The 22,289-nt window shown below is 74.0% G+C and carries 21 protein-coding genes; 5 read left to right on the top strand and 16 right to left on the bottom strand.

What is annotated here, in order from left to right; genetic code table 11:
• The first annotated feature begins 34 nt into the window (after positions 1–34).
• On the top strand, positions 35–178 hold the full coding sequence (locus tag ABZ215_RS16500) for a hypothetical protein (RefSeq protein WP_157358782.1): 144 nt from the start codon (positions 35–37) through the stop codon (positions 176–178).
• 110 nt (positions 179–288) lie between these two features.
• Here the strand turns inward: ABZ215_RS16500 and ABZ215_RS16495 are convergent, their stop codons facing one another.
• The 3 genes from ABZ215_RS16495 to ABZ215_RS16485 all read right to left on the bottom strand — a co-directional run bounded on the left by ABZ215_RS16495 (position 289) and on the right by ABZ215_RS16485 (position 1,880).
• Positions 289–879: a class I SAM-dependent methyltransferase gene (locus ABZ215_RS16495; protein WP_354950173.1), complete on the bottom strand. Its 591-nt coding sequence runs from the start codon at positions 877–879 to the stop codon at positions 289–291.
• Positions 765–1,163, bottom strand: a complete 399-nt coding sequence (locus ABZ215_RS16490; RefSeq protein WP_354950166.1) for an Ada metal-binding domain-containing protein — start codon at positions 1,161–1,163, stop codon at positions 765–767. The genes ABZ215_RS16495 and ABZ215_RS16490 overlap by 115 nt, the downstream gene beginning before the upstream one ends.
• A gap of 276 nt (positions 1,164–1,439) precedes the next feature.
• Positions 1,440–1,880: a MerR family transcriptional regulator gene (locus ABZ215_RS16485; protein ID WP_354950165.1), complete on the bottom strand. Its 441-nt coding sequence runs from the start codon at positions 1,878–1,880 to the stop codon at positions 1,440–1,442.
• 52 nt (positions 1,881–1,932) lie between these two features.
• Here ABZ215_RS16485 and ABZ215_RS16480 point away from each other — a divergent pair, with 52 nt between their 5' ends.
• The gene (locus ABZ215_RS16480) at positions 1,933–2,856 is read left to right on the top strand and encodes an SDR family NAD(P)-dependent oxidoreductase (protein WP_354950164.1); all 924 of its coding nucleotides are present in this window, start codon (positions 1,933–1,935) and stop codon (positions 2,854–2,856) included.
• Here the strand turns inward: ABZ215_RS16480 and ABZ215_RS16475 are convergent.
• The 4 genes from ABZ215_RS16475 to ABZ215_RS16460 all read right to left on the bottom strand — a co-directional run bounded on the left by ABZ215_RS16475 (position 2,843) and on the right by ABZ215_RS16460 (position 9,369).
• Positions 2,843–3,478, bottom strand: a complete 636-nt coding sequence (locus ABZ215_RS16475) for an HD domain-containing protein (protein ID WP_354950163.1) — start codon at positions 3,476–3,478, stop codon at positions 2,843–2,845. The genes ABZ215_RS16480 and ABZ215_RS16475 overlap by 14 nt on opposite strands.
• A gap of 7 nt (positions 3,479–3,485) precedes the next feature.
• Positions 3,486–4,883, bottom strand: coding sequence for an FAD-binding oxidoreductase (locus ABZ215_RS16470; protein WP_020422001.1), 1,398 nt, complete (start codon positions 4,881–4,883; stop codon positions 3,486–3,488).
• 69 nt (positions 4,884–4,952) lie between these two features.
• Positions 4,953–7,937: an AAA family ATPase gene (locus tag ABZ215_RS16465; RefSeq protein ID WP_354950162.1), complete on the bottom strand. Its 2,985-nt coding sequence runs from the start codon at positions 7,935–7,937 to the stop codon at positions 4,953–4,955.
• 43 nt (positions 7,938–7,980) lie between these two features.
• Positions 7,981–9,369: a PLP-dependent aminotransferase family protein gene (locus tag ABZ215_RS16460; protein WP_027936453.1), complete on the bottom strand. Its 1,389-nt coding sequence runs from the start codon at positions 9,367–9,369 to the stop codon at positions 7,981–7,983.
• On the opposite strand from ABZ215_RS16460, the gene ABZ215_RS16455 reads away from it, so the two are divergent.
• Positions 9,368–10,288: a DMT family transporter gene (locus ABZ215_RS16455; RefSeq protein WP_354950161.1), complete on the top strand. Its 921-nt coding sequence runs from the start codon at positions 9,368–9,370 to the stop codon at positions 10,286–10,288. The genes ABZ215_RS16460 and ABZ215_RS16455 overlap by 2 nt on opposite strands.
• Here the strand turns inward: ABZ215_RS16455 and ligD are convergent.
• A complete protein-coding gene (gene ligD / locus ABZ215_RS16450; protein ID WP_354950160.1) occupies positions 10,275–11,231 on the bottom strand; it encodes a non-homologous end-joining DNA ligase in 957 nt (318 codons plus the stop codon). The genes ABZ215_RS16455 and ligD overlap by 14 nt on opposite strands.
• Positions 11,232–11,619: 388 nt before the next feature.
• Between ligD and ABZ215_RS16445 the strand changes: the two genes are divergently transcribed.
• On the top strand, positions 11,620–12,582 hold the full coding sequence (locus tag ABZ215_RS16445; protein WP_354950159.1) for a peroxidase family protein: 963 nt from the start codon (positions 11,620–11,622) through the stop codon (positions 12,580–12,582).
• On the opposite strand, the gene ABZ215_RS16440 is transcribed toward ABZ215_RS16445, so the two are convergent.
• The 3 genes from ABZ215_RS16440 to ABZ215_RS16430 form a co-directional block, all read right to left on the bottom strand.
• Positions 12,579–15,446 carry an AAA family ATPase gene (locus ABZ215_RS16440; RefSeq protein ID WP_354950158.1) on the bottom strand — a complete coding sequence of 956 codons (2,868 nt, stop codon included), beginning with the start codon at positions 15,444–15,446 and terminating at the stop codon, positions 12,579–12,581. The two genes, ABZ215_RS16445 and ABZ215_RS16440, sit on opposite strands and share 4 nt — an antisense overlap.
• A 24-nt stretch (positions 15,447–15,470) precedes the next feature.
• Entirely contained in the window at positions 15,471–16,463 is a 993-nt protein-coding gene (locus ABZ215_RS16435) for an NAD(+)/NADH kinase (RefSeq protein WP_354950157.1), read from the bottom strand.
• Between the two features lie 64 nt (positions 16,464–16,527).
• The gene (locus ABZ215_RS16430; RefSeq protein WP_020422009.1) at positions 16,528–16,905 is read right to left on the bottom strand and encodes a hypothetical protein; all 378 of its coding nucleotides are present in this window, start codon (positions 16,903–16,905) and stop codon (positions 16,528–16,530) included.
• A 174-nt stretch (positions 16,906–17,079) separates the two neighbouring features.
• On the opposite strand from ABZ215_RS16430, the gene ABZ215_RS16425 reads away from it, so the two are divergent.
• Positions 17,080–18,615, top strand: a complete 1,536-nt coding sequence (locus tag ABZ215_RS16425; RefSeq protein ID WP_020422010.1) for an alkaline phosphatase D family protein — start codon at positions 17,080–17,082, stop codon at positions 18,613–18,615.
• 10 nt (positions 18,616–18,625) lie between these two features.
• Here ABZ215_RS16425 and ABZ215_RS16420 read toward each other — a convergent pair whose 3' ends face one another.
• From ABZ215_RS16420 to ABZ215_RS16400, 5 genes are all read right to left on the bottom strand, one after another.
• Positions 18,626–19,816 (bottom strand): sigma-70 family RNA polymerase sigma factor, encoded by a 1,191-nt coding sequence (locus ABZ215_RS16420; protein ID WP_020422011.1) that lies wholly within the window; start codon positions 19,814–19,816, stop codon positions 18,626–18,628.
• Complete coding sequence (locus tag ABZ215_RS16415; protein ID WP_020422012.1) at positions 19,813–20,166, bottom strand: YciI family protein; 354 nt, start codon at positions 20,164–20,166, stop codon at positions 19,813–19,815. Before ABZ215_RS16415 ends, ABZ215_RS16420 begins: the two co-directional genes overlap by 4 nt.
• A gap of 81 nt (positions 20,167–20,247) precedes the next feature.
• Positions 20,248–20,586, bottom strand: a complete 339-nt coding sequence (locus ABZ215_RS16410; RefSeq protein WP_354950156.1) for a transcriptional regulator — start codon at positions 20,584–20,586, stop codon at positions 20,248–20,250.
• Positions 20,583–21,002, bottom strand: coding sequence for a hypothetical protein (locus tag ABZ215_RS16405; protein ID WP_354950155.1), 420 nt, complete (start codon positions 21,000–21,002; stop codon positions 20,583–20,585). Before ABZ215_RS16405 ends, ABZ215_RS16410 begins: the two co-directional genes overlap by 4 nt.
• Positions 21,003–21,212: 210 nt before the next feature.
• The gene (locus ABZ215_RS16400) at positions 21,213–22,214 is read right to left on the bottom strand and encodes an Lrp/AsnC family transcriptional regulator (protein ID WP_354950172.1); all 1,002 of its coding nucleotides are present in this window, start codon (positions 22,212–22,214) and stop codon (positions 21,213–21,215) included.
• Between the last annotated feature and the right edge of the window lie 75 nt (positions 22,215–22,289).

The following is a 22,289-nucleotide window of genomic DNA, read 5'->3' as shown; positions in this document are numbered from 1 at the left end:
GCCGGGGGGCGAGTGACCGGCGGAAGAAGCCTTGATGTCCATTTCGGACGTCACTCCACTGTGGACGGCCGCGCCTCAGCGGCTGATGCGGCCTGGCATCGGCTGCGGCTTGCTCGGCGGCGGCTGCGGGCTCGGTGGCCGGCGCTGCCACGGCCGGGAACTGGTCCTGCGCACCTGACCCCCCGGGACGGTCTCGACGACATTCGCTGGCGAAGACTAACCACACCCCGGGTGTGACTCACGCGGCGCACCCTCGTTCTGGGGCGGGAGTTGCTGGAGTGGCTGGTGTTACCGCTGGTTCGGTCCCTTTTGCGCGATTCCCACTATGCGAGGTGCGACGACGGACACCTTGGCGCCGGGCGGGAAGATCAATTCCCTGCAGTGTGACACAACGAACCCGGCGGCCTCGATCGCGGTACGGGTGTCGCGGTTGGGCAGGCACCCGCCCATGAGCCGTGGCCAGACCAGTGCGGCGAGGTCCTGCCACCGCGCACGCAGCGGCGACCGGGCGCGGACGTGCTCGTAGAACCGCAGCCGCCCGCCGGGCCGGAGCACGCGCCGGAACTCGGCGAGCGCGGCGGCCTGGTCGGGGACCGAGCACAACACGCCGCTGACCACGACCTCGTCGACGGACCCGTCCGGCAGCGGCAGGCGGTCGGCGCGCGCGTCCAGGACGGGGACGCCCGACTTCGCCGCCTCGGCCCGCAGGGCGGGCTCCGGCTCGACGGCCGTGAGGTCCACGCCGGGCGGGTAGTGGGGGAAGTTCAGCCCGGTGCCCGCCCCGACTTCGAGCACGCGCCCCCGTGCGCCCGCGAGGAGCTCCCGCCGGAGCGCGGCGCCGCCCCGGGCCTCGTTCCGGGCGCCGATGCGCTTGAACAACCACGCGAAGAAGCGGTTCGCCATGCCTCGACGCTAGGGGAGGTTCGCCAGCGCCGGTACCGGTCCGGCAGGCAGACCGCGCAGGGCCGGTACCCGGCGGCGATCGCGGTCGGCTCGTCGGCGAAGAAGATGCGGTGCCGGGCGTAGTGGCCGCGCGCCAGGGCGCGCCGGGCGGACGGGCAGGTGAGCAGGCCGTAGATCCGCAACCGCCGGTGGCCGCCCAGGGTGCCGGGGTCGGTGCTGCGGTAGGGGCGCCCGTCGGCGCCGAGGAGGGTGTAGGGCACGGTTCGAGGGTGCCGGGGGTGGGAGGGGTGCGCTGGCGTGTTCCGGTCGTGGCGCTCGGCGGAGGTGGCGCGCAGCGGCAGTGGCGGTCATGTGGCGGGTCGGCGGCGGGGCAAGCGCGGCGGCGGGGCAGCGGCGGGTCAGGTGCGGTGGCGGTCAGAGGCCGGGGCGCCGGTCAGCGCCGTCGCGGCCAGCGGCCGGGCGCACTGTCGAGGCGAGTAGCGGCCATCGGCCGCAGCAGCCAGCGGCCGATGAGCGTGCGCTTCGCGGAACCGGCCTCAGCGGCGCCGATCCCGCGCATCGCCACCACACTCCACAGTGGACCCAGACGGTTCCCACAATCCCGCGGCCCGGCCGTTCGCCACGTGTTCCTCGTACACCGCCACCTTGTGCCGGATCACCGCGAGGCTCTCCTGCAGCTCCGCGATCCGCTCCCGCACCCGCTCCTCGTGCTCGCGCAGCAGCGCCAGCCTCTCGGGTTCGTTGCCCCTCCCCTGCCGCACCAGTGCGGCGAACCGGCGGATCTCCTCCAGCGGCATCCCCGACGCTCGGAACCTCGTGCAGTACCGCAACCACTCGACGTCCGCCTCGCGGTAGACGCGCCTGCCGCTCGCGTTCCGGGCCACCGGGCTCGCCATCAGGCCCTCCCGCTCGTAGAGCCGCAACGTGTGCACGCTCAGCCCGGTGCGCCGCGCGACCTCGCCGATGCTCAAGTCCACCGGACCAGCCTAACTTGACCTAGACGCCGCTCTAACTCCTAGCGTCGCGGCCATGATCCAGAAACCACTGGGCACCGGCTTCGGCGCCCGCACCACCGCGGCCGACGTCCTCGCCGGGGTCGACCTGACCGGCAGGCTCGCGATCGTCACCGGCGGCTACTCGGGCATCGGCCTGGCCGCCACCCGCGCGCTCACCCAGGCCGGCGCGCACGTCGTGGTTCCCGCGCGCCGCCCGGAAGCCGCGCGCGAAGCGGCCGAAGTGGACGAACTCGATCTCGCCGACCTGGGCAGTGTGCGCCGGTTCGCCGAGCGGTTCCTCGCCTCCGGCCGCCGCATCGACATCCTCATCGCGGGCGCGGGCATCATGGCCGCCCCGGGAACCCGCGTCGGGCCCGGCTGGGAGTCGCACTTCGCCGTCAACCACCTCGGGCACTTCGCGCTGGTCAACCTCCTCTGGCCGGCCCTGGCGCCGGGCGCGCGCGTCGTGGTGGTCTCCTCGGCCGGGCACCAGCTGTCCCCCATCCGCTGGCACGACATCCACTTCGACACCGGCTACGACCGCTGGCTCGCCTACGCCCAGTCCAAAACCGCCAACGCGCTCTTCGCGTTGCAGCTGGACGTCCTCGGCCGGGAGCGCGCCCGCGCGTTCTCCCTGCACCCCGGCGCGATCCTGACGCCACTGCAACGGCACCTCGACACCGCGGACATGGTGGCGGCGGGCTGGATCGACGAGCACGGCAACCCCGCCGACCCCAGCTTCAAAACGCCCGAGCAGGGCGCGGCCACCCAGGTCTGGGCCGCCACCTCACCACAGCTCGACGGCCTCGGCGGCCTCTACTGCGAGGACTGCGACATCGCCGAGCCGACGGACAGCACGGAGATGATCGCCGGGGTCCGCGACTACGCGGTGGACCCCGCGGAGGCCGAGCGGCTCTGGGCGCTGTCGGCGGAGCTGACCGGCATCAACGCGTTCTGAGCGCGGCCAGCTCCCGCGCCAGGTTCGCCTTCGCCGCGGCCTCCCACCGCGACCGCGCGGCCGCCGTGGCGTACAGCGGGTCCCGCGCCAGCAGGTCCGACAGCACGGCCGACCGGCCGGCGCGCCACAGCTCGTCCGAGATCGGGGCGTATTCGGCGCGCACCGCACTGCGGTAGCGGTCGTAGGCGACCTCGTCCGCGCCGAGGATCGCGAGGTCTGCGTCGAGCAGCGCCTGCGCGGTCGCGTCCCCGTCCGGCGCGGCGTGCGTGAGCGTGGCCAGCACCAGCTCCTCGACCCGGGTCACGTGCTCCGGCCGCACCCCCGCCCGGCGCAGCCACGACACCGCCCACTCGGCGCTGCGCCGCTCGTCCTCACCGGGCCGTCCGTCGTACACGACGTCGTGTGCGGCGGCGGCCAGCGCGAGCACCGCGCGTTCCTCCGGCGGCAACCCGAGGTCCGCCGCCAGGGCCGCCGAATCCCGCAGCACCGCGAGCACGTGCGCCGTGTCGTGGTAACGGCGGTGCGGTTCCGCGTACCGGGCGGCCAAGTCCGCCGCCGCGTCCGCCGCCACACCGCCGTCGCCACCGAGCGCCCGTACCGCGCTCACCCAGTCGTTCCGCACGCACCCATCATCGCGCGGGCCGGATGTTCTGGTTGACGTGGAACACGTTCTCCGGGTCGTACTTGGCCTTCACCCGCGCCAGCCGGTCGTAGTTGTCCCGGTAGGACGCGCGCACGCGTTCCTGTCCCTCGTCGTCCATCATGAAGTTGATGTACGCCCCGCCCGCGGACGTCGGGTGCAGGTCCGACCAGTAGTCCTTGGCCCAGCGGGTCATCACGTCCACGTCGGCCGGCTCCGGCGACACCCCGACGATCACTCCGGCCCAGCCGCCGTCGCGGTGACCGAAGGCGGTCGCGTCGGCGGGGACGCGCGCCGCGGCGCCGTCGATCGGGTACAGGTGCATCGTCGAGAACGGCGTCGGCATCGTCTGCCCGTACCGGACGTGGACGTCGATCGCCTCGTCGGTGATCTCGGTGAAGAAATCCGCCTTCCAGTACCACTGCAGACCGGCCGGGTACAGGGCGTCGAACGCGGTCTGCAGGACGTTGTGCGGCATCTCGTGCAGGCCCATCACCAGCGGCGAACCGTAGGTCTTCACCGGCTCCAGCACCTCGTCCGCGCGGTCGTGCGGCCCGGTGTAGCACCAGACGATCCCGCACGCCTTGCGTCCCCACAGCTGTTCGGGGAACGGCGGTGCCGGCGGGATGGTCAGCAGCCCGAACCATCCAGACAGCTCCTCCGGCAGCGACGGCAGCAGCTCGCGGTACCAGCGCATCACGTCCGGGGTGTCGGCCAGGTCGTACAGCACCGGCCCGCCGATGATGACGCCGTGCTCGCCGATGTCGTGGGCGCGGAACGTGAACGAGGTGACCACGCCGAAGTTGCCGCCGCCGCCGCGCAGCGCCCAGAACAGGTCCGGGTGGGACGTCTCGCTGGCGATCACCAGGGTGCCGTCGGCGAGCACGACGTCGGCCGAGAGCAGGTTGTCGACGGTGAGCCCGAACTTCCGGGCCAGGTAGCCGACCCCGCCGCCGAGCGTCAGCCCCGCCACACCGGTGGAGCCGAGGAACCCGCACGGCACGGCCATTCCGAACGGGACGGTGGCGTGGTCGACGTCGGCCCACGTGCACCCCGCGTCGACGCGCACGGTGTGGTGCTCGGGGTCGACGGTGGTGCTGTGCAGCAACGCGAAGTCGATCACCAGGGCGTCGTCGGCGACGCCGAGCCCGCCGGCGTTGTGGCCGCCGCCGCGCACGGCGATCGTGATGTCGTGCGCCCGCGCGAACTTCACGCAGGCGACCACGTCCGCGGTGTCGCGCACCCGGACGATCGCGGACGGCCGCCGGTCGATGGACCCGTTGTACACGGCGCGGGCCGCGTCGTACCCGGGGTCCGACGGGAGCACGAGGTCGCCGCGCAGGGTGGCGGCCAGCTCCTCGTACGGTGCGGTGGCGATGGTGGTCATGGTTCCTCCTCAGGTGGGTCGCCACGACGCTAGGGACCGGGCGTTCGCGCAGCGTTCGCCCGCGCGGGCTCAGCCGGAGCCTGCCCGAACGGCGAGGTCGTGCTCGCACCGCCGCACCAGGGCGAGGCTGCCCTGCGCCCTGGCCAGCCGCACCGCGGAGCGCAGCCGGGACACCGCCGTGCCCGGGTCGTCGAGGGCGGCGCGCTTGCGCATCACCTCGGGCATCCACCACACGTCGTCGCGGGCCTGCCCGGCGACGATCGCCGCGTCCAGGGTCGCGCGGGCCGCGTCCGGGCCGGACAGGTCGGCGAGCAGCGCGAGCCAGTACGGCATCCGCGCGAACGAGCCCTCCGCGCGCAGGTTGTCGATGCCGCGCCGGGCGACCTCGGGCCGACCGGTCCGCCAGCCGCCCAGCACCAGGCCCCACTCCCGGTAGTAGGCGAAGCCGTAGCGGTCGCACAGCTCGCCCAGCTCGCGCACGGTGTCGCCGAGCCGGTCCACCTCGCCGCACATCTGGTAGGTGATCCCGGCGTAGGCGAGCCCGACGGCGAGGCTGTACGGGTGCTCCGCCGACCGGGCGAGGTCGATCGCGTCCTGGCAGGCGGCCAGCGCCTCCCCGGTGTGGCCGAGCAGCCAGTGCGGGTGCGCGGCCCACCCCGTCGCGTGCACGTCCGGGCGGGTGCCGACGGTCAGCGACGGGGCGCCGCGGGACAGTTTCACGGCGAGGTCGAAGTGCTGCAGCGCCTCGGCGGGCCGCCCGAGGCTGCACGCGCTCCCGCCGTACACGAAGTGCGCCGCACCACGCAGTTCCGAGTCCGGGTCGACGAGGTCCAGCACGCGCGTGGCGACCTCGTAGGCGTCGGCGGTCCGGCCCTGCACGAAGCGGGACGCCCACAGCCCGACCATCGCGGTGAGCATCGAATCCTGCTGCCCCAGGCGTTTGGCGAGGGCGATGGTGCGCTCCAGGGCCTGCTGCAGCTGCGGCGAGGCGTACCCGTGGCGGGCGTTGAGCGGCGCCGCCATCGTCTCCAGTATCGCCAGTTCCTGACGGGCGGACTCAGCGCTGTCCGGCTGGGCCCGCACGATGTCCAGCGCCTCCTGGTGCAGCCGGATCGCCTCGGCGTGGGCGAAGGTGCTGGACGCGAAGGCCGCGGCGCGCCGGTAATAGCCGACCGCGCGGTCCGGGCGGCCGCCCCGCGCGTACTGCTCCGCGAGACGCCCGGACACCGGGTCGGTGTCTCCGGCGTGCAGCAGCTCCAGCGCCTGCGCGATGCGCCGGTGCAGCAGCCAGCGGTTGGGCGGGCTGACCAGGCGGTAGGCGGTGTCCCGGAGCAGGTCGTGGCTGAAGTCGTAGCCGCCGCCGATCTCCTGGATGATGCGACGCCGCCACAGCTCGTCGACGGCCTGCACGACCGTGTCCGGTTCGAGGTCGCTGGCCTCGGTGAGCAGGGCGAGCGTGAAGTCCCTGCCGACCGCGGCAGCGAGCCCGGCGATCTTGCGCGCGGCCGGGCTCGCCTGGTCGACGCGGTTGCGCAGCACGTCGGTGAGGTCGCTGCCGGGCAGTGCCTTGCCCCGCACGGCTTCGACGACGTAGAGCGGGAACCCGCCGGTGGTGGCCTGCAGCAGCGCGCGGTCCGCGGGGGCGAGCGGCTGCCCGGAGATCAGCTCGGCCAGCCGGGCGGATTCGGTGATCTCCAACGGGTTCAGCGTCAGCTCGGTGAGCAGGCCGGTGGCCCGCATGCGGGTGGTCCACTCGGCGAGCTCCGGCCACTCGCCCTCGGTGCGCAGGGTCGCGGCGACGAGGACCGGCGCGTCCGGGGCGAGGCCGAGGCAGAACGTGAGGAACGCCAGGGTTTCCTGGTCGCACCACTGCAGGTTGTCCAGCACCAGCAGCATCGGGCGGCCGGTGCCGGTGAGTGCTCTGGCCAGGCCCTCGAAGAAGCGGTGCCGCTGCCAGGCGTCCACCATCGCGCGGGGGCCGGTGTCCGGGTCGCTCCGCGACCGGCCGGCGGGCACGAGGCGGTCCACTTCGGCGCGCCACACCGGTTCCAGGTTCGCGGTCGCGGCCCGCACCGCGGGGGCACGCAGCCAGTCGGCGACCGGCGCCAGCGGCAGCCGTCCTGGCGTGCCGAAGCACTGGGAGGTGGCCACGATCGCACCATGCGCCCGCGCGGCGGAGGCGACTTCGGCGACCAGCCTGCTCTTGCCGACGCCCGCGCCGCCGCAGACCAGCACGAGCCCGGGGCGGCCTGCCGCCGCGGTCTGCCAGACGCGCGAGAGGAGTGCGATCTCCCGGCCGCGCCCGACGAGCCCGGTGGTGCCGGGGCGCGGGCCCGTCGCGTCGCCGGCCAGCAGGCGGCGCAGGGCCCGGCGCGTCGTCTCGTCCGGGACGACGCCGAGTTCGCGTTCCAGGGTGGACGCGCAGTGGTGGTAGGTGCTGACCGCGCTGGCCCGGTCCCCCATCGCGGCCTGCAGGTCCATCAGCGTGCGGTAGCCGTGCTCTTCCAGCGGGCGCAACTGGATCCGCCTGCGGGCGGCCTCCGCGGCGCCGGGCAGGTCGCCGCGGCTCTTCCTGGCCTGGCACAGCAGATCGCACAGCCGGACGCAGGACGATTCCAGCGCGGCACGCGGCTCGATCACCCATTCGTCGTTGATGCCGGGCAGGAATTCACCGTGGTAGAGCGCGATCGCGGCCGGTGCGTGTTCGAGCACCCCGTCGCCGGTCTGGGCCGCCGCGCGGGCCAGTTCGAAGTCGCGCACGTCGACGCGGACGCCCGCGGTGTCGCGCCAGCACAGATCCTTCGCGGTGACGACCAGGCAGTCCTGGCCGAGGGTGTGGCGCAGGTGGTGCAGTTCGCGGCGGAGGTTGGTCAGCGCCTGCGGTTCGGACGAGTCGGGCCAGAACAGTTCGGCGATGCGCTGCCGCGGCTGGGGCACGCCCGCGTGCACGACGAGGTAGGCGACGAGCGCGACGGTGCGCGGCGAACGGGTCACCACCGAACCGTCCGCTTCGTCGAGAATTGCCTGCTCTCCCAGCAGGGAGACCCGCAGCATCCCGCCAGAGTAGACCGCGAGGCGGGTCCGATCGACGGAATGCCTAAAGCCCTTGCCGGGCCAGTGCCTCGCCGATGATCCGGGCGCCGTCGGGAAAAGCGCCCGGATTCGGGCCCGAGTAGTTGAGCCGCAGGTACACCCCGGGCGGCTCCGCCGGGAACCATTCGCCGCCCGGGTTCACCACGACCCCGGCCGCTTCGCAGTCACGGACCAGGCGCGCCGGATCGGTGGCGTCCGGCAACCGCACCCACAGGTTCAGCCCGCCCTGCGGCAACCCTTCCAGGCGTGCCGCCGGCACGTGCTCCCGCAGCGCGCCGGCGAGCAGGTCGCGCCGCGCGGCCAGCTGGCGGCGCACCCCGCGCAGGTGCGTGCGCCACCCGGGCTGGGTGACGACGTCGAGCGCGACCGCCTGCAGCAACCCGCTGACGTACATGGATTCGCCCTGTGCGCTGGCGAGGATGCGCTCGCGGGCCGCGCCGCGCGCGATGATCCCGGCGACCCGCACCGCCGGGGACACGCTCTTCGTCAGCGACCGCAGGTACACCACGTGCCCGCGGTCGTCCCGCGCGGCGAGCGGCACCACGTCGGCCGCGATCCCGAAATCGTGCGCCCAGTCGTCCTCGATCAGGAACGCGCCGTGCTCGCGGACGACGCCGAGGACCTCCTCGCCCAGCTCGGCGGGCCAGCGGGCGCCGGTCGGGTTGGCGAAGTTCGGCTGCGCGTAGAACGCCCTGGCCCCGGTGTGCCGGAACGCGCGGTCCAGCTCGTCCGGGTCCGGACCGTGCGGCCCGCTCGGCACGGGCACCACCCGCACCCCGGCCTGCGCGGCGGCGAGGATCGCGCCCCAGTACGTCGGCGACTCCAGCACCAGCGGCGCCCCGGCCCCGACGAGCCCCCGGAACGCGGCGCTGAGCCCGCTCTGGCTGCCCGGGAACACGACGACGTCGCCCGGCGCCGCCGGACCCAGCTCCGCGGCGAACCACGCCTGTAGCTCCGGCAACCCCGCGGCCGGCGGGCGGCTGACCGCGGAAGCGCCCCGCGCGGCGCGGGCGAACGCCGCCCGCACCAGCCGTTCGGGCAGCAGCTCCCGGTCCGGGTAACCGGAGTGCAACGCGATCACGTCGTTCGGCACCGTGCGCAGCGCGGTCGACACCCGCGGCACGCGGTGCGGCGGCGACCCGAGCGCCGCCGTCTGCCACCCGTAGTCGTTCGCGCGCGCCACTCGGACCGCGCGCACGAAGGTGCCGACACCGGGCCTGCTCTCCACGACGCCCTGGGCCGCGAGGGTCCGCAGCGCCTTCTGCACGGTCACCGGGCTCGCCGCGTACTCGGCGACGAGCGCGCGGGTGGACGGCAGCTTCGCGCCCGGTTCGGCGGTCGCGATCCACTCGCGCAGCCCAGCCACGATGCGAGAGCTGCTATCGTCGGACATGAGGCAGGATAGTAGCGCTACTCTCGCCGAGCGCCCGGTGCTACCGCCCGCGCGGGCCGGTCTCGGCTGGGGTCTGCTGGGAGTCACGGCGTTCTCGTTCACCGTCCCGTTCACCCGCGTCGCCGTCGGCGCCATGTCGCCGCTGTTCATCGGTTGCGGGCGGGCGGTCGTCGCCGCGCTGCTCGCCGCGGTCGCGCTCGCCTGCACCCGGCAACGCCTGCCGCGGGGCGTGCAGTGGTTCCGCCTCGCGATCGTCGCCGCGGGCGTGGTCGTCGGGTTCCCCGTGCTGACGTCGTTCGCGCTGACCACCGCCTCGGCCAGTCACAGCGCCGTCGTGATCGCGCTGCTGCCCGCCGCCACCGCGGTCATCGCCGTGCTGCGCGGGCGCGAACGGCCGGCGGCCCGCTTCTGGGTGGCAGCCGCCCTCGGCGCGGTCGCCGCGGTGGCGTTCGCGTCCCTGCAGGGCGGTTTCACCGGCCCGCAGTGGTCGGACCTGCTCCTCGTCGGGGCGGTGCTGGCCGCCGGGATCGGCTACGCGGAGGGTGGCCTGCTGGCCCGCGAACTCGGCGCGTGGCAGACGATCTCGTGGGCGCTCGTGTTGTCCGCGCCGCTGATGACCGCGCTCGCGGCCGTCGCGGCGTGGCAGCACCCGCCGACGGGCACCGCCGTGGACTGGGCCGCGTTCGCCTACCTCGGCGTGGTGAGCATGTTCCTCGGATTCTTCGCGTGGTACCGGGGGCTCGCGATCGGCCCGATGGCGCGCGTGAGCCAGATCCAGCTGGTCCAGCCGGTGCTGACCATCTGCTGGGCGGTGCTGTTCCTCGGCGAGGCGATCACCTGGCCGACCGTGCTCGGCGGCCTCGCGGTGATCGCGTGCGCCGGGCTCGCCGTGCGCACCAGGCTGATCAGGCGAGCGTGACCTCCTCCGGCCGCCGGTCCGGCCGCAGCCCGCGCCACGACGGCGCCCGCAACCGACCGTCCGACGTCCACTGCCGGAACTCCACCTCGCCCACCAGTTCCGGCTCCACCCAGTGCGCGTTGCGGGCATACTCGCGGGGCACCGGGCTGTCGAACGGGCTCGCGCGGCGGGCCAGCGGGCGCAGGCGGGCCTGCAGGTCGTCGAGCATGCGGTCGGTGAAGCCGGTGCCGACGTGCCCGGCGAAGCGCAGTCCGGTCTCGTCGTGCAGGCCGAGCAGCAGAGCGCCGAACGTGCCGGAGCGCCGTCCCTCGCCGGTGGTCCAGCCCGCGATCACCACCTCCTGCGTGCGGGTCAGCGGCGTCTTCACCCAGTCCGGCGACCGCACGCCGGGCTGGTAGACCGAGCCGAGCCGCTTCGACACCAGCCCCTCCAGGCCGACCTCGCGCGCCGCGCTCAGCAACTCCGCACCCTCCACGTCGGACGCCAGGAAGTGCCGCCGCACCCGCACCTCCGGCCGGTCGATGCCCAGTCCCAGCAACCGTTCCCGGCGTTCCTCGTAGGGCAGGCCGGTGCAGTCCTGCGATCCCTCGCGCAGCAGGTCGAACGCGAAGAACACGACGGGCACCGAGGACAGCCGCGCCGGGGTGGGCACGGTCAGGTTCATCCGCTGTTGCAGGCGCCCGAAATCCGGCCTGCCGTCCTCGTCGAGCGCGACGACCTCGCCATCGATCAGCAGCGTGCGCGGGTCGTGGCCGAGCACGGCCAGCTCCGGGTAGGTGCCGGTGACGTCACGCAGCCGCCGCGAGTAGAGCCGGACCTCGCCGCCGGACACCGCGGCCTGGCACCGCACCCCGTCGTACTTCCACTCGAACGCCCAGCCCTCGCTGTCCCGCACGGGTCCGGGAACGGCCAGCATGGGGGCGACGGGCTCGGGCAGCGGCATGCCCCCGATGCTGCGCCGGATCGTGGGCTTCCGCCAGTCGGCCACACCTCTTCGTGGGGACTTAGGTCACCACTTTCCCCGTTCGCCCCTTCGGAGGTATGCCCCGTCGCGGCCGCGGTGGACCGTTTCCGCTTTCCCGGCTGGGCAAGAAGGGCCCGCAAATCGACAACGCGTTGCTCCAGCTGCTCGCGCGGGCGATCGACGCGGGCACCAACGTCAACCGCACCGGGTTCGACGTGCCCCGCGCCGGCACCGGCCCGACCAAAGCGGCGGAGCGGGAGGCGCTGATCCCGGACACCCGCAACGACGAAAACCTCGCCGTCGCGCAGATCCACGCCAGGTTCATCAACTTCCACAACCGCGTGATCGACCATTCGCCGCGGATTCCGTGCCGAGCGCGCTGCTCTTCGAAGAGGCCCGCGGTGAAGTGGTGCGGCACTACCAGTGGATGCTGCGCGAGGACTACCTGCCGCGGATCGTGAACCCGATGATCGTCGACGACGTGTTCACCAACGGGCGCAAGTACTTCGACTCGCAGACCGCGGGCGGCCCGGCGACCATGCCGATCGAGTTCTCGGTCGCGGCGTTCCGCCTCGGGCACAGCATGGTGCGGGAAACCTATTCCTGGAACCGGATCTTCGAAGCGGGTTCCTCGCTGGGCATCGCGACGCTGTTCCAGCTGTTCACCTTCAGCGGCACCGCCGGGACCGTCAGCCCCACCAACGACCCGGCCGACCTCGACGACCCGGACGCGGGCACGTTCCTGCGCCTGCCGACCAACTGGATCGTGGACTGGCGGCGGCTGTTCGACTTCGGCCCGAACGGCGTGCCGAACCCGACGAGCGTGCCGCTCAACCCGGCGCGGCGCATCGACACGCTGCTGGCGAACCCGCTGGACACCCTGCCGGCAGGCACGTTCGGCGGCCGGGAGGGCGGGCACGCCGGCGACGACATCCAGCGGAATCCGGCCTACCGCAACCTGATCCGCGCGAACATGGTCGAGCCGGCCACCGGGCAGCAGATGGCCGAGTTCCTGGAGACGACCCCGCTGACCGCCGAGCAGATCCTGACCGGTGCCGGGGATGGTGCGGACCTGTCCACGCTGAGCCCGGAACTGCGTCACGAGCTGGTCGCCGACACGCCGCTGTGGTTCTGCGTCCTGCGGGAGGCCGAGGTGCACGAGGGGCGCCTGAACGGGGTCGGCGGGCGCGAGCCGCCACTCGATCCTGAACGAACCGGGCCGGCAGCCCGGTTCGGCGCGCGGCACGGCAGCTTCACGATGGCCGACCTGCTGCTCTTCGCGGCAGGCGGGAAGCCGGAGAACCTCAACCCCCTCGGCGACAAGCCCTAACCGAGCATGCCGCGCTGGTGCGCCAGGGAAACCGCCTCGGCGCGGCTCCCGGCGCCCAGCTTGGCCATCACGCGCGACAGGTGCACGCTCGCGGTCTTCTCGCTGATGAACAGGCGCTCGCCGACCTGGCGGTTGGTCAGCCCGCCCGCGACCAGTTCCAGCACGGCCCGTTCGCGCGGGGTCAGCACGTCGTCGGCGGGTGCGGACGCGGCCGTCAGCCTGCCGCGCCGGGCCAGGTCCGCCACCGCGGACCGCAGCGGTTGCGCGCCCAGCCCGCCGGCGGCGTCGTGCACCAACCGGGCCTGCTCGGCCGCCGCGTCCCGCTCGCCGTGGGCCAGCAGTGCCGCGGCCCACCGCCACCGGGCGAGCAGCTGCCAGTACGGCAGGGGCGCGGCCTCGTCGACCGCGACCGCCCACGCGGCCGGGTCGTCCGCGCCGCGCAAGCGGTTCAGCTCCGCGGCGAGCCGCGCGGTCGGCGCACGCGTGTCCGGGCTGCGTTCCTCCAGCCGGACCTGCATCGGCGACACCAGCTCGCCGCAGGCGGCCAGCTCCTCGCCCTGGCCGACCAGCTCGGCGGCGTCCCCGCCGCGGCGCCGGACCTCCTCGGCGTGGTCGGCCAGCGCGGACACCCCGGTGATGACCGCCCACCGCATGTCGGCCAGGCTCGACCGGGTCAGCGCACGCAGCTGCTCGATCACGGCCCGGACCTCCGCGACGGCCCGCCCGGCGTCGCCCTGCCACTGCGCGGCCTCGGCCAGCGCGATCCCCAGCAGCACGCCGGTGCGCGCGTCGTCGCGCTGGTCGGCCAGCCGCGCCGCGAGGTCCTCGACCTCGGCGAACCGCCCCTGCGCGGCCAGGATCGGCGCGGAGTACGCCCCGACGCGGGCCCGCGCGAACCGCGGCGCTCCGGGCACCGCCGCGCGGTCCAGCGCGGTGTCCCAGTCCCCGAGCACGTACAGGTCGAACAGCTCGCTCGTGCGCGCATCGACGCCGACGTCGCTCCAGCCGAGCCCGGCCCGTTCCGCGCGCTGCCACACCCGCGCGGCCATTCGCGCCGCGCCAGGCAGGTCACCGCTCACCAGCAGGTTGCAGGTGACGTTGTGCAGCGCCCGCAGCTCGACCCGGACCGCGCCGATCTCGGCCGCGCGGTCCGCCGCGGCCAGGCCGAGGCGCGTGGACAGCTCGACGTTGCCCTGCCAGTTCTCGAACGCGGCGAGCGTGACCATCCCGTCGACCTCGACCTCGGGCGCCCCGGCCGCGCCCGCGTCGGCGATGGCCTGCTGGACGTGGCCGCGCAGCTCGTCGACGTCGACGTCCGGCACGCCCCACACCCAGGCGCGAGCCCGCAGCGCGAGGACCCGGGCGCGCACGACGCTCGCCGGGCGGTCGCGCACCAGCTCCCACGCCTCGGCGACGGCCTTGGACACCTCGCCGCGGTGCAGGTCGAACGGGATCAACGCGATCGCCAGCTGGTGCCGCGTGTCGGCGGCCAGCTCGGGGTCGTCGCGCAGGTCCGCCTCGGTCACGGCGGAGCGCGCGTAGGTGACGGCGCGGTCGGCCTCGCCCGCCGCGTACGCCATCGCGGCCGCCGAGCGCAGCAGCGCCAGCTGGTCCCGTCCGCTGATCCGCTCCGGCTCGTCCACCGCCTCCCACAGCTGCAGCGCCTGCTCGAGGTGGTGCAGCGCGTCGCCCGGGGCCTGCATCCCGGCCGCCTGGTCCGCGGCCCGCACCGACGCGGCGAGCGCGGTCGGCAGGTCGTGGCTGCGGAAGCTGTGGTGCGCGAGCGCGGCCGCGGTGCCGTTCGCGGCGGCCAGGCGGGCGAACGCGGCGTGCAGGCGCACCCGCTCCCCGGGCAGCAGGTCGTCGTAGACCGCTTCGCGCAGCAGCGCGTGCCGGAACGCGTAGCCGTCCTCCGCGGCGACGAGGACGTTGTGCAGCACGGCCTCGCGCAACGCGGTCTCCAGGGTGTCCTCGTCCAGCCCGCAGACCGTGCGCAGGCTGGCGTGCGCGACGAGCTGCGCCGCGCCGGAGACCGCGCGGGCCACGCGCTGCGCCTCGGGGCTGAGCCGTTCCACGCGGGCGAGCAGCAGTTCGGCCAGTCCCTCGGGCAGGTTCGCGCCGCGGCGCACCGCGGCCGTCAGCTCCTCGCAGAAGAACGGGTTGCCCTCGGAGCGTTCGGCGACGGTGCGCACGGTGGTGTCCGGCAACGCGCCTTCGGCGAGCGCCGAAACGAATGCGACGGCCTCGGCCGCGGCGAGCGGGGCCAGCTCGATCCGCGCCACCGAAGGCAGCCGGGACACCTCCGCCAGCAGCGGGCGCAGCGGGTGGCGGCGGTGCAGGTCGTCGGTGCGGTAGGTGGCGACCACCAGCAGCCGCTGGGTGTCCAGCCGGGACAGCAGGAACAACACGAGGTCCCTGGTCGAGGCGTCGGCCCAGTGCAGGTCCTCCAGCGCGAGCAGCACCGGGCCACGGGCGGCGAGGTGCACCAGCAGCGCGTGCACCGCGTCGAACAGCCGCAGCCGTTCCACCGTCTGGTCGGCGGGCTCCGGCTGGGTGAGACCGGGCAGCAGGCGCCCGAGCACCGGCCACTGTTGCGCCGCCTCCCGCTGCCCGCCCAGCGCCTCGGCGAAGGGCAGGTACGGCAACCCCGCTTCGCCGACGTCGAGGCAACGCCCGGACAGCACGGTCACCCCATCTGCTTCCGCGACCAGCTCACCGAGCAGCCGCGACTTGCCGACCCCGGCGTCACCGGCCAGGAGCACCGCCCCCGCCTGGCCCGCCCGGGCCCGGTCCAGCGCGGCACGCAGGGTGTCCAGCTCGGGTTCGCGGCCGATCAGCGGGATCGCGGTGTCGAGGCGAGGCACACCTCATGCTCCCACGGACGACGATCAGCGCGGGGGTCGTTCGTCGGCGAGGGCGGCGACCGAATCGGCCAGCCCGAAGCGGTCGCGCACCCGGCACAGGAAGTCCGGCTCGTCGAGGCGGACCAGCCGCGCGCGCCGGCTCGCCGCCTGCACGGTGATCCAGTCGCCCGGCTCCAGCACGCCCCGCAGCTGCCCGTCAACGCTCACCGCGGCCTCCCCGGACTGCTCCAGCACCCGGATGCCGACCCGCTGCTGCGGCGCCAGCACCACGCTGCGGTTGAAGACCATGTGCGGCGCGACCGGCGTGAACACCAGCGCGTCCAGGCCGGGCGAGACGATCGGGCCGCCCGCGGAGAAGCTGTAGGCGGTCGAACCGGTCGAGGACGCCACGACGAACGCGTCGGTCGAGTAGACGGCGAACTGCCGCCCGTCGACGTAGACCGCGAGGCTGGCCTGCCGGTCGCGGGCCAGCTTCTCCACCACGATGTCGTTGAGCCCCAGCACGTCGAGCTGGATGCCGTCGCCATCGGACGGGGCCCGCCGGGTGGTGGGCGGCGGCAGCGCCGGGCCGCGGCCGTAGCGCAGCATCGGCTCGATGCCCTTCGGGATGCTCAGCGGCCGCGACGCGCACATGGTGAGCGTCATCCGCGAGTCCTCCTGGAAGGCGCCGTCGTTGACCGCGTCCAGCGCGGCGACCACGTCCTCGGTGGCGACCTCGGTGAGGAATCCGACGCGGCCCACGTTCACGCCGAGCACCAGCGACCCGACCGGCGCCGCGACCCGCACCCCGCGCAGGAAGGTGCCGTCGCCGCCGACGGTGACGATCAGGTCCGGGTTGCCCGCGCGCTCGGCCTCCTCCTTGGCGTGCCGCCGGTGGCCGTCGAAGTCGTCCCACACGTCGATGTCGGTGCACGGGATGCCGCGGGCGGCCGCCCAGGCGCGGACCTCGCCCGCGGTGCGCCGCGCGGTCTCCTTGCCGCCGTGCACCACCAGGCCGATCCGGGAAACGGAAGCCATGTCCCTCCTCGCGACCGGAGGCACTCCACGTCGGCCTCCTCGGTACCAAGCTAGTACCGGCGGGTCAGGACGCGAGCGGCTCGGCGCCTTCGGGCACCGGAACGAGGGCGGGCTTGGGCAGTTCCGCGCAGCTCACGCGCAGTTCGGCCGGCCGCGGGGTGGCCCAGGTGCCCAGCATCAGGAAGGTGACGGACTCGCCGGGCCCGAGGTCGAGCGCGTCGGGCAGGCGGCGGGTGAGGGAGCGGTCGTAGCGGTCGCCGAAGTCGACCCGGACGCCGGTGGCGAGGACCGGGCCGGTGTTGGTCAGGCGGTACCACTGCTGCGGCTGGGCCTCGAGGCGGAACGCGGGCGCCGGCCCACCGCCGCGGCGGGGCCGGGCCGACCGGCGGCCGAACCAGAACGCCGTCGCCACGGCCAGGACCAGCACGGCCACCTCGATCATCAGTCGCACAACCAGCTGATCGTCCGTTCGGGGCAGTGCGCTACCCGGGGTGATCGAACCGTGATGTGACAAGCACGATCATCAATGTCCCGTCCACCAGGGATTCGGGCAGCGGCCACCCGGGGTGCTTAGCGTGTGCGCGCCTTTCCTCCCGAACCCCCGAAAAGGTGACGCATGACCGACCTCTCCCCCACCCGCCGTCAGGTCCTGATCGCCGGTGGCGCCGCGCTCGGCGCCGCCGCCTTCGCCGGCTGGGGCACCGCCTCCGCCAGCCCGGTGCGCGACCCGTTCACGCTCGGCGTCGCGTCCGGCGACCCGCTGCCCGACGGCGTCGTGCTGTGGACGCGGCTCGCGCCCGAACCGCTGGCCGCCGACGGCCTCGGCGGCATGCCGTCGAAGGTCGTGCCGGTCGAGTGGCAGGTCGCCGCCGACGAGCGGTTCCGGCACGTGGTGCGCGCGGGCGCCGAGATCGCGCGGCCGGAGTCCGCGCACACCGTGCACGCCGAGGTGTCCGGCCTGCGGCCCGGCGCCGAGTACTTCTACCGCTTCCGCGTCGGCAACGAGATCAGCCCGGTGGGCCGCACGAAGACGGCGCCGCGGCCGGGCGCGCGGCTGGACAAGTTCTCGTTCGCGTTCGCCAGCTGCCAGAACTACCCGGACGGCTTCTACACCGCGCACGCCCACCTCGCGCAGGAGGACCTGGACCTGGTGGCGTTCCTCGGCGACTACATCTACGAGGGCAACGGGCAGGGCAGCATCGGCCGCGGGCACACCCCGGCCGCGGAGACGTTCACCCTGGCCGACTACCGCGTCCGGCTGGCCCAGTACAAGGGCGACGCGGACCTGCAGGCCGCGCACGCCGCGTTCCCGTGGGCGCTCGTGTTCGACGACCACGAGGTGGAGAACAACTGGGCGGGCGACATCTCCCAGCCCGACACCGAGCCCGACCAGGACCCGGCCGTGTTCCGGCAGCGGCGGGCCCAGGCGTTCCAGGCGTACTGGGAGCACATGCCGCTGCGCCGCGCCCAGCGCCCGTCCGGGCCGGACATCCGCATCTTCCGCAGGCTCACCTTCGGCGACCTGGTGGACGTGCACCTGCTGGACACCCGCCAGTACCGGGACGACCAGGTCGCGGGCGACGCGCGGCTGGACCCGTCGCGCACGATCCTGGGCGCGCAGCAGAAGGAATGGCTGCTGCGCAACCTGTCCGGCCCGACCGCGCGGTGGAACGTCCTGGCGCAGCAGGTGTTCTTCTCCCAGCGGGACTTCACGTCCGGCACGGCCGACTCGTTCAGCGACGACGCCTGGGACAACTACTACGTGGAGCGCAACCTGGTGCGCTCGAAGCTGGCGCAGGCGAGCAACCCGGTGGTCATCACGGGCGACGTGCACGCCAACTACGTGGCCGACGTGAAGGCCGACTTCGAGGACCCGGCGTCGGCGACGGTCGCGACCGAGCTGGTGGGCACGTCGATCTCCTCCGGCGGCGACGGGACCGACCAGAACTCCGGTGACCGCGTGCAGCTCGCGGAGAACCCGCACATCAAGTTCATCAACCGCAAGCGCGGCTACGTGCGCAACACGATCACCCGGGACTCGTGGACCGCCGACTACCGCATCGTGGACTACGTGACGCGGCCCGGCGCGCCCGTCCAGACGCGGGCGAGCTTCGTCATCGAAGCCGGCCGCGCGGGAGCGCAGCAGGTCTGACCGGGGTTCCTCACCCGCCGGTCTCCCGCAGCCGGCGGGTGAGGAACTCCCGCTCGGGCGCGTTCTCCGTCCGCCGCAAGGCTTCCTCGTAGGCGCGTGCCGCCTCCTCCCGCCGGTCCAGGCGGCGCAGCAGGTCCGCCCGGACCGCGTGGAACAGGTAGTACTCGGCCAGCCGCAGGCGCTCCACGAGTGCCAGCCCGGCCGCGGGACCGTCGACCTCCGCCACCGCCACGGCCCGGTGCAGGGCCGCCACCGGGGACGGCGCGACCGCCATCAGCTGGTCGTACAGCGCCACCACCTGCCGCCAGTCGGTGTCCGCGGCGGTCGGCGCGTCGCTGTGCACGGCGTTGATCGCGGCCTGGATCTGGTACGGCCCCGGGCGTCCCCGGCGCAGGCACCGGCGCACCAAGGCCTGTCCCTCGGCGATCAGCTCCCGGTCCCACCGGCTCCGGTCCTGGTCGGCCAGCAGCACCAGCTCCCCGCCCGGACCGGTGCGGGCGGCGCGGCGCGACTCGGTCAGCAGCATCAGCGCGAGCAGCCCCAGCACTTCCGGCTCGTCCGGCATCAGCCCGGCCAGCACCCGTGTCAGCCGGATCGCCTCGGCGCACAGGGCCGCGCGCCTGGCCGTGTAGCCCTCGTTGAACACCAGGTACAGCACCGCGAGCACGGCCCGCAGCCGGTCCGGCAGGTCCGCCTCGTCCGGCACCCGGTACGGGATGCGGGCGGCGCGGATCTTGCCCTTCGCGCGCACGATCCGCTGCGCCATCGTCTTCTCCGGCACCAGGAACGCCCGCGCGATCTCGGCGGTCGTCAGCCCGCCGAGCAGCCGCAGGGTGAGCGCGACCCGCGCGGCCGGGGCGAGCGCCGGGTGGCAGCACGTGAAGATCAGCCGGAGCCGTTCGTCGGGCACGGCGCCCTCCTCCACCGGATCGTCACGTGCGTGCAGCAGGGCCGCGTGGGCCTGCCGGTCGTCGCGGGTCGCCTCGCGCCGCAACCGGTCCACGGCGCGGTTGCGGGCCGTCGTGATGATCCAGCCCGCCGGGCTGGGCGGAACCCCGTCCTCGGGCCACCGCCGCACGGCCGTCGCGAACGCGTCCTGGACCGCCTCCTCGGCGATGTCGATGTCGCCGAAGACGCGGACCAGGACGGCCACCGCGCGCCCGTACTCCTCCCGGAAGACGCGGGCGATCTCGTCGGTCAACCGCAGGACCCGTCGACCACCGGCCGGACCTCGATGGGCAGTGTGGTCGCCGCCGTCAGCTTGCGGCCCCACTCCAGCGCCTCGTCCAGGTCCGCGGCCTGGATGATGGTGAACCCGCCGACGTGCTCCTTGCCCTCCAGGTAGGGCCCGTCGGTGACGAGCACGTCGTCGCCCCGCGCGTGCACGACGGTGGCGGTGCTCGGCGGGTGCAGGCCCGCGTTGAACACCCAGGCGCCCGCGGCCCGCAACTCCTCCTGGAACGCCGCCACCTTCTCCATGATCGGTTCGAGGAATTCCGGCGGGGGCGGCTCGCCGTCGGGCTGGTAGATCGTGAGCAGGTAGTGGGTCATGGTCCCTCCTCGGTTCGGTCTTCACCACCTACACGAACGACGACCCCGCGAATCGACACCTCAGCGAAATTGGCCGGGGCATCACTCAGTCGGGGTGCTGGACGGTGATGTGGTGTCGATCAGCGCACGAAGCGTCCGCTGGTACCGCTCGAAGGCGGCCCGGCCCTCGTCGGTGAGGGAGAGCCAGGTCCGCGGCCGCTTGCCCTCGTACCCCTTGACCACCTCGACGTACCCGGCCCGCTCCAGGGTGAGGATGTGCCGCGACAGCAACGAGTCGCTGACCTCGACTGTGTCGCGGAGCAATCCGAACGCGACGCGGTCGGCCGCGGCCAGCGCCGCCATGGCCGACAGGCGGACCGGCGCGTGGATGATCTCGTCGAGCTGGTGCCGGGGGTGGGCACCCGTCTTCCTGCCGCTCACCGGCGCGCGACCCGCCACGCCAGGACGATGAACGGCAGCGCGGGCAGCACTCCGGCCGGCACCGCCCACGGGGTGAAGCCCTCGGGGACGAGGAACTTGTCGAGCAGCATGGTGGGCACGGCGAGCCCGACGCTGGCCCAGACGGCCGCGTTCTCCAGCCGCGCGGCGGCCCGGTCGATCACCCGCAGTCGCAGGCCGATGAGGCCGGTGAGCACGACCACGACCAGCACCCCGGGCAGGACCAGGTCCCCGACGGCGGCCGGGGCGGCGATCAGCCCGATGTAGCAGGCCGCGGTGAACACGGCCATGACCGCCGTGGCGGCCACGTACCACCAGCGTTCCCGGCGGACCCGGCGGCCCACGCGGTCGATCGTGTCCAGCGCTTCTCGCGGATCCAGCTCATCGGGCGAGGCCATGTGTCCACGCTGGCATGTACTTGAATGACACTCAAGTACTTTCCGATCGGTCTTTCCGTGCCCCCAGCCCGGAAAATGCGTTGACCGTGGCGCCTGCACCGAGGGACTCTGGGCGTACCGAAACTCCACGCGACGCCCGCCCGATCCGCTGCGCCCGGCTCCACACCGCGCGCTCCGGTCCGGTCGCCGGGGCGCGCGTGCGCGGGCCCGCTATCGCACGGGCCGCCCCCGGCCGGCGCGGACCGAAGCCGCGCCGGCCGGGGTGACCAACGGCGCCACCGCCTTCAGCGTCCGCAGGATCGGCGCGGTCTCCAGGTGCGTGATCGCGGGCAGCGCGAGCCGGGTCGTCAGATATCGGTGCAACGCGCCGGTGTCCGCGCACAACGCGATCGACAGCAGGTTGGTGCGCCCGGTGGTGGCGGCGACGACGGCGAGTTCCGCGTGGCTCGCCAGTTCCGTCGCGACCCCGTCCAGGTGCACCGGGGGCACGGACATCCACAGCAGCGCCGAAGCCGTGATGCCGAGCAGCGCGTCGTCGATCTCGACGTCGAAGAACAACGCGCCGCGCCCGCGGAGTTCGTCGCCCCGCCGGGCGACCGTCGATGCCGACCACCCGGTCGCCGCAGCCAGAGCCGTGTAGCCGGCGCGGCCGTCCTGCGCGAGCGCGGCCAGCAGCACGCGGTCCGTCTCGCCGAGCTCGACCGGTTCGCCCGTCGGCGCCGGGCGGCTCAGTTCCCGTTGCTGCGCGGGCGAAAGCGCGTCGAGGTGGCCACGCCACGCCGTCGGCCCGCCCAGGTAGGTGTGCAGCAGGTAGTGCGCCGACACGGAGGTGACGCTCGCGGTGCGCGGCACGTCCCGCAGCAGCAGCGAGTTCCCCGCGCCCGGCTCGGCGCGGACGATCGCGACGATCTCCGTGCCGCCTGAGGTCAGCCGCACCCAGGCCGTGTCGTCGCGCCGGGCGAGCGCGTGCGCGATGTCGTGCGCGGTGCTCGGCGCCGCGGTGAGTCGGACGACCCACTGCTGCCCACGCGTGCCGGCCGGGTCCGGGAGCCCGGTCACCCGCAGCCCGGCCTCGCGGGTGAGCCGCTGGTAGCGCCGCGTCACGGTCTGAGTCGACGTGCCCAGCACGGCGGCGATCTTCGTGAACGGCGCCCGCGCGTCCAGGTGAAGGGCGTGGAGCAGTCCGCGGTCAAGCTCGTCCAGCACGGTCACATCCAGCATTTTAGGGCTCCCAGCGGAAGGATCCGTCGGATTCCGGCTTGCAGGTGGAACCAGTCCTGCTCTCCC

Source organism: Amycolatopsis sp. NPDC006131, assembly GCF_040614175.1.
GTDB classification, from domain to species: domain Bacteria; phylum Actinomycetota; class Actinomycetes; order Mycobacteriales; family Pseudonocardiaceae; genus Amycolatopsis_E; species Amycolatopsis_E tucumanensis.
This window is presented reverse-complemented; position numbering and strand designations above follow the sequence as displayed.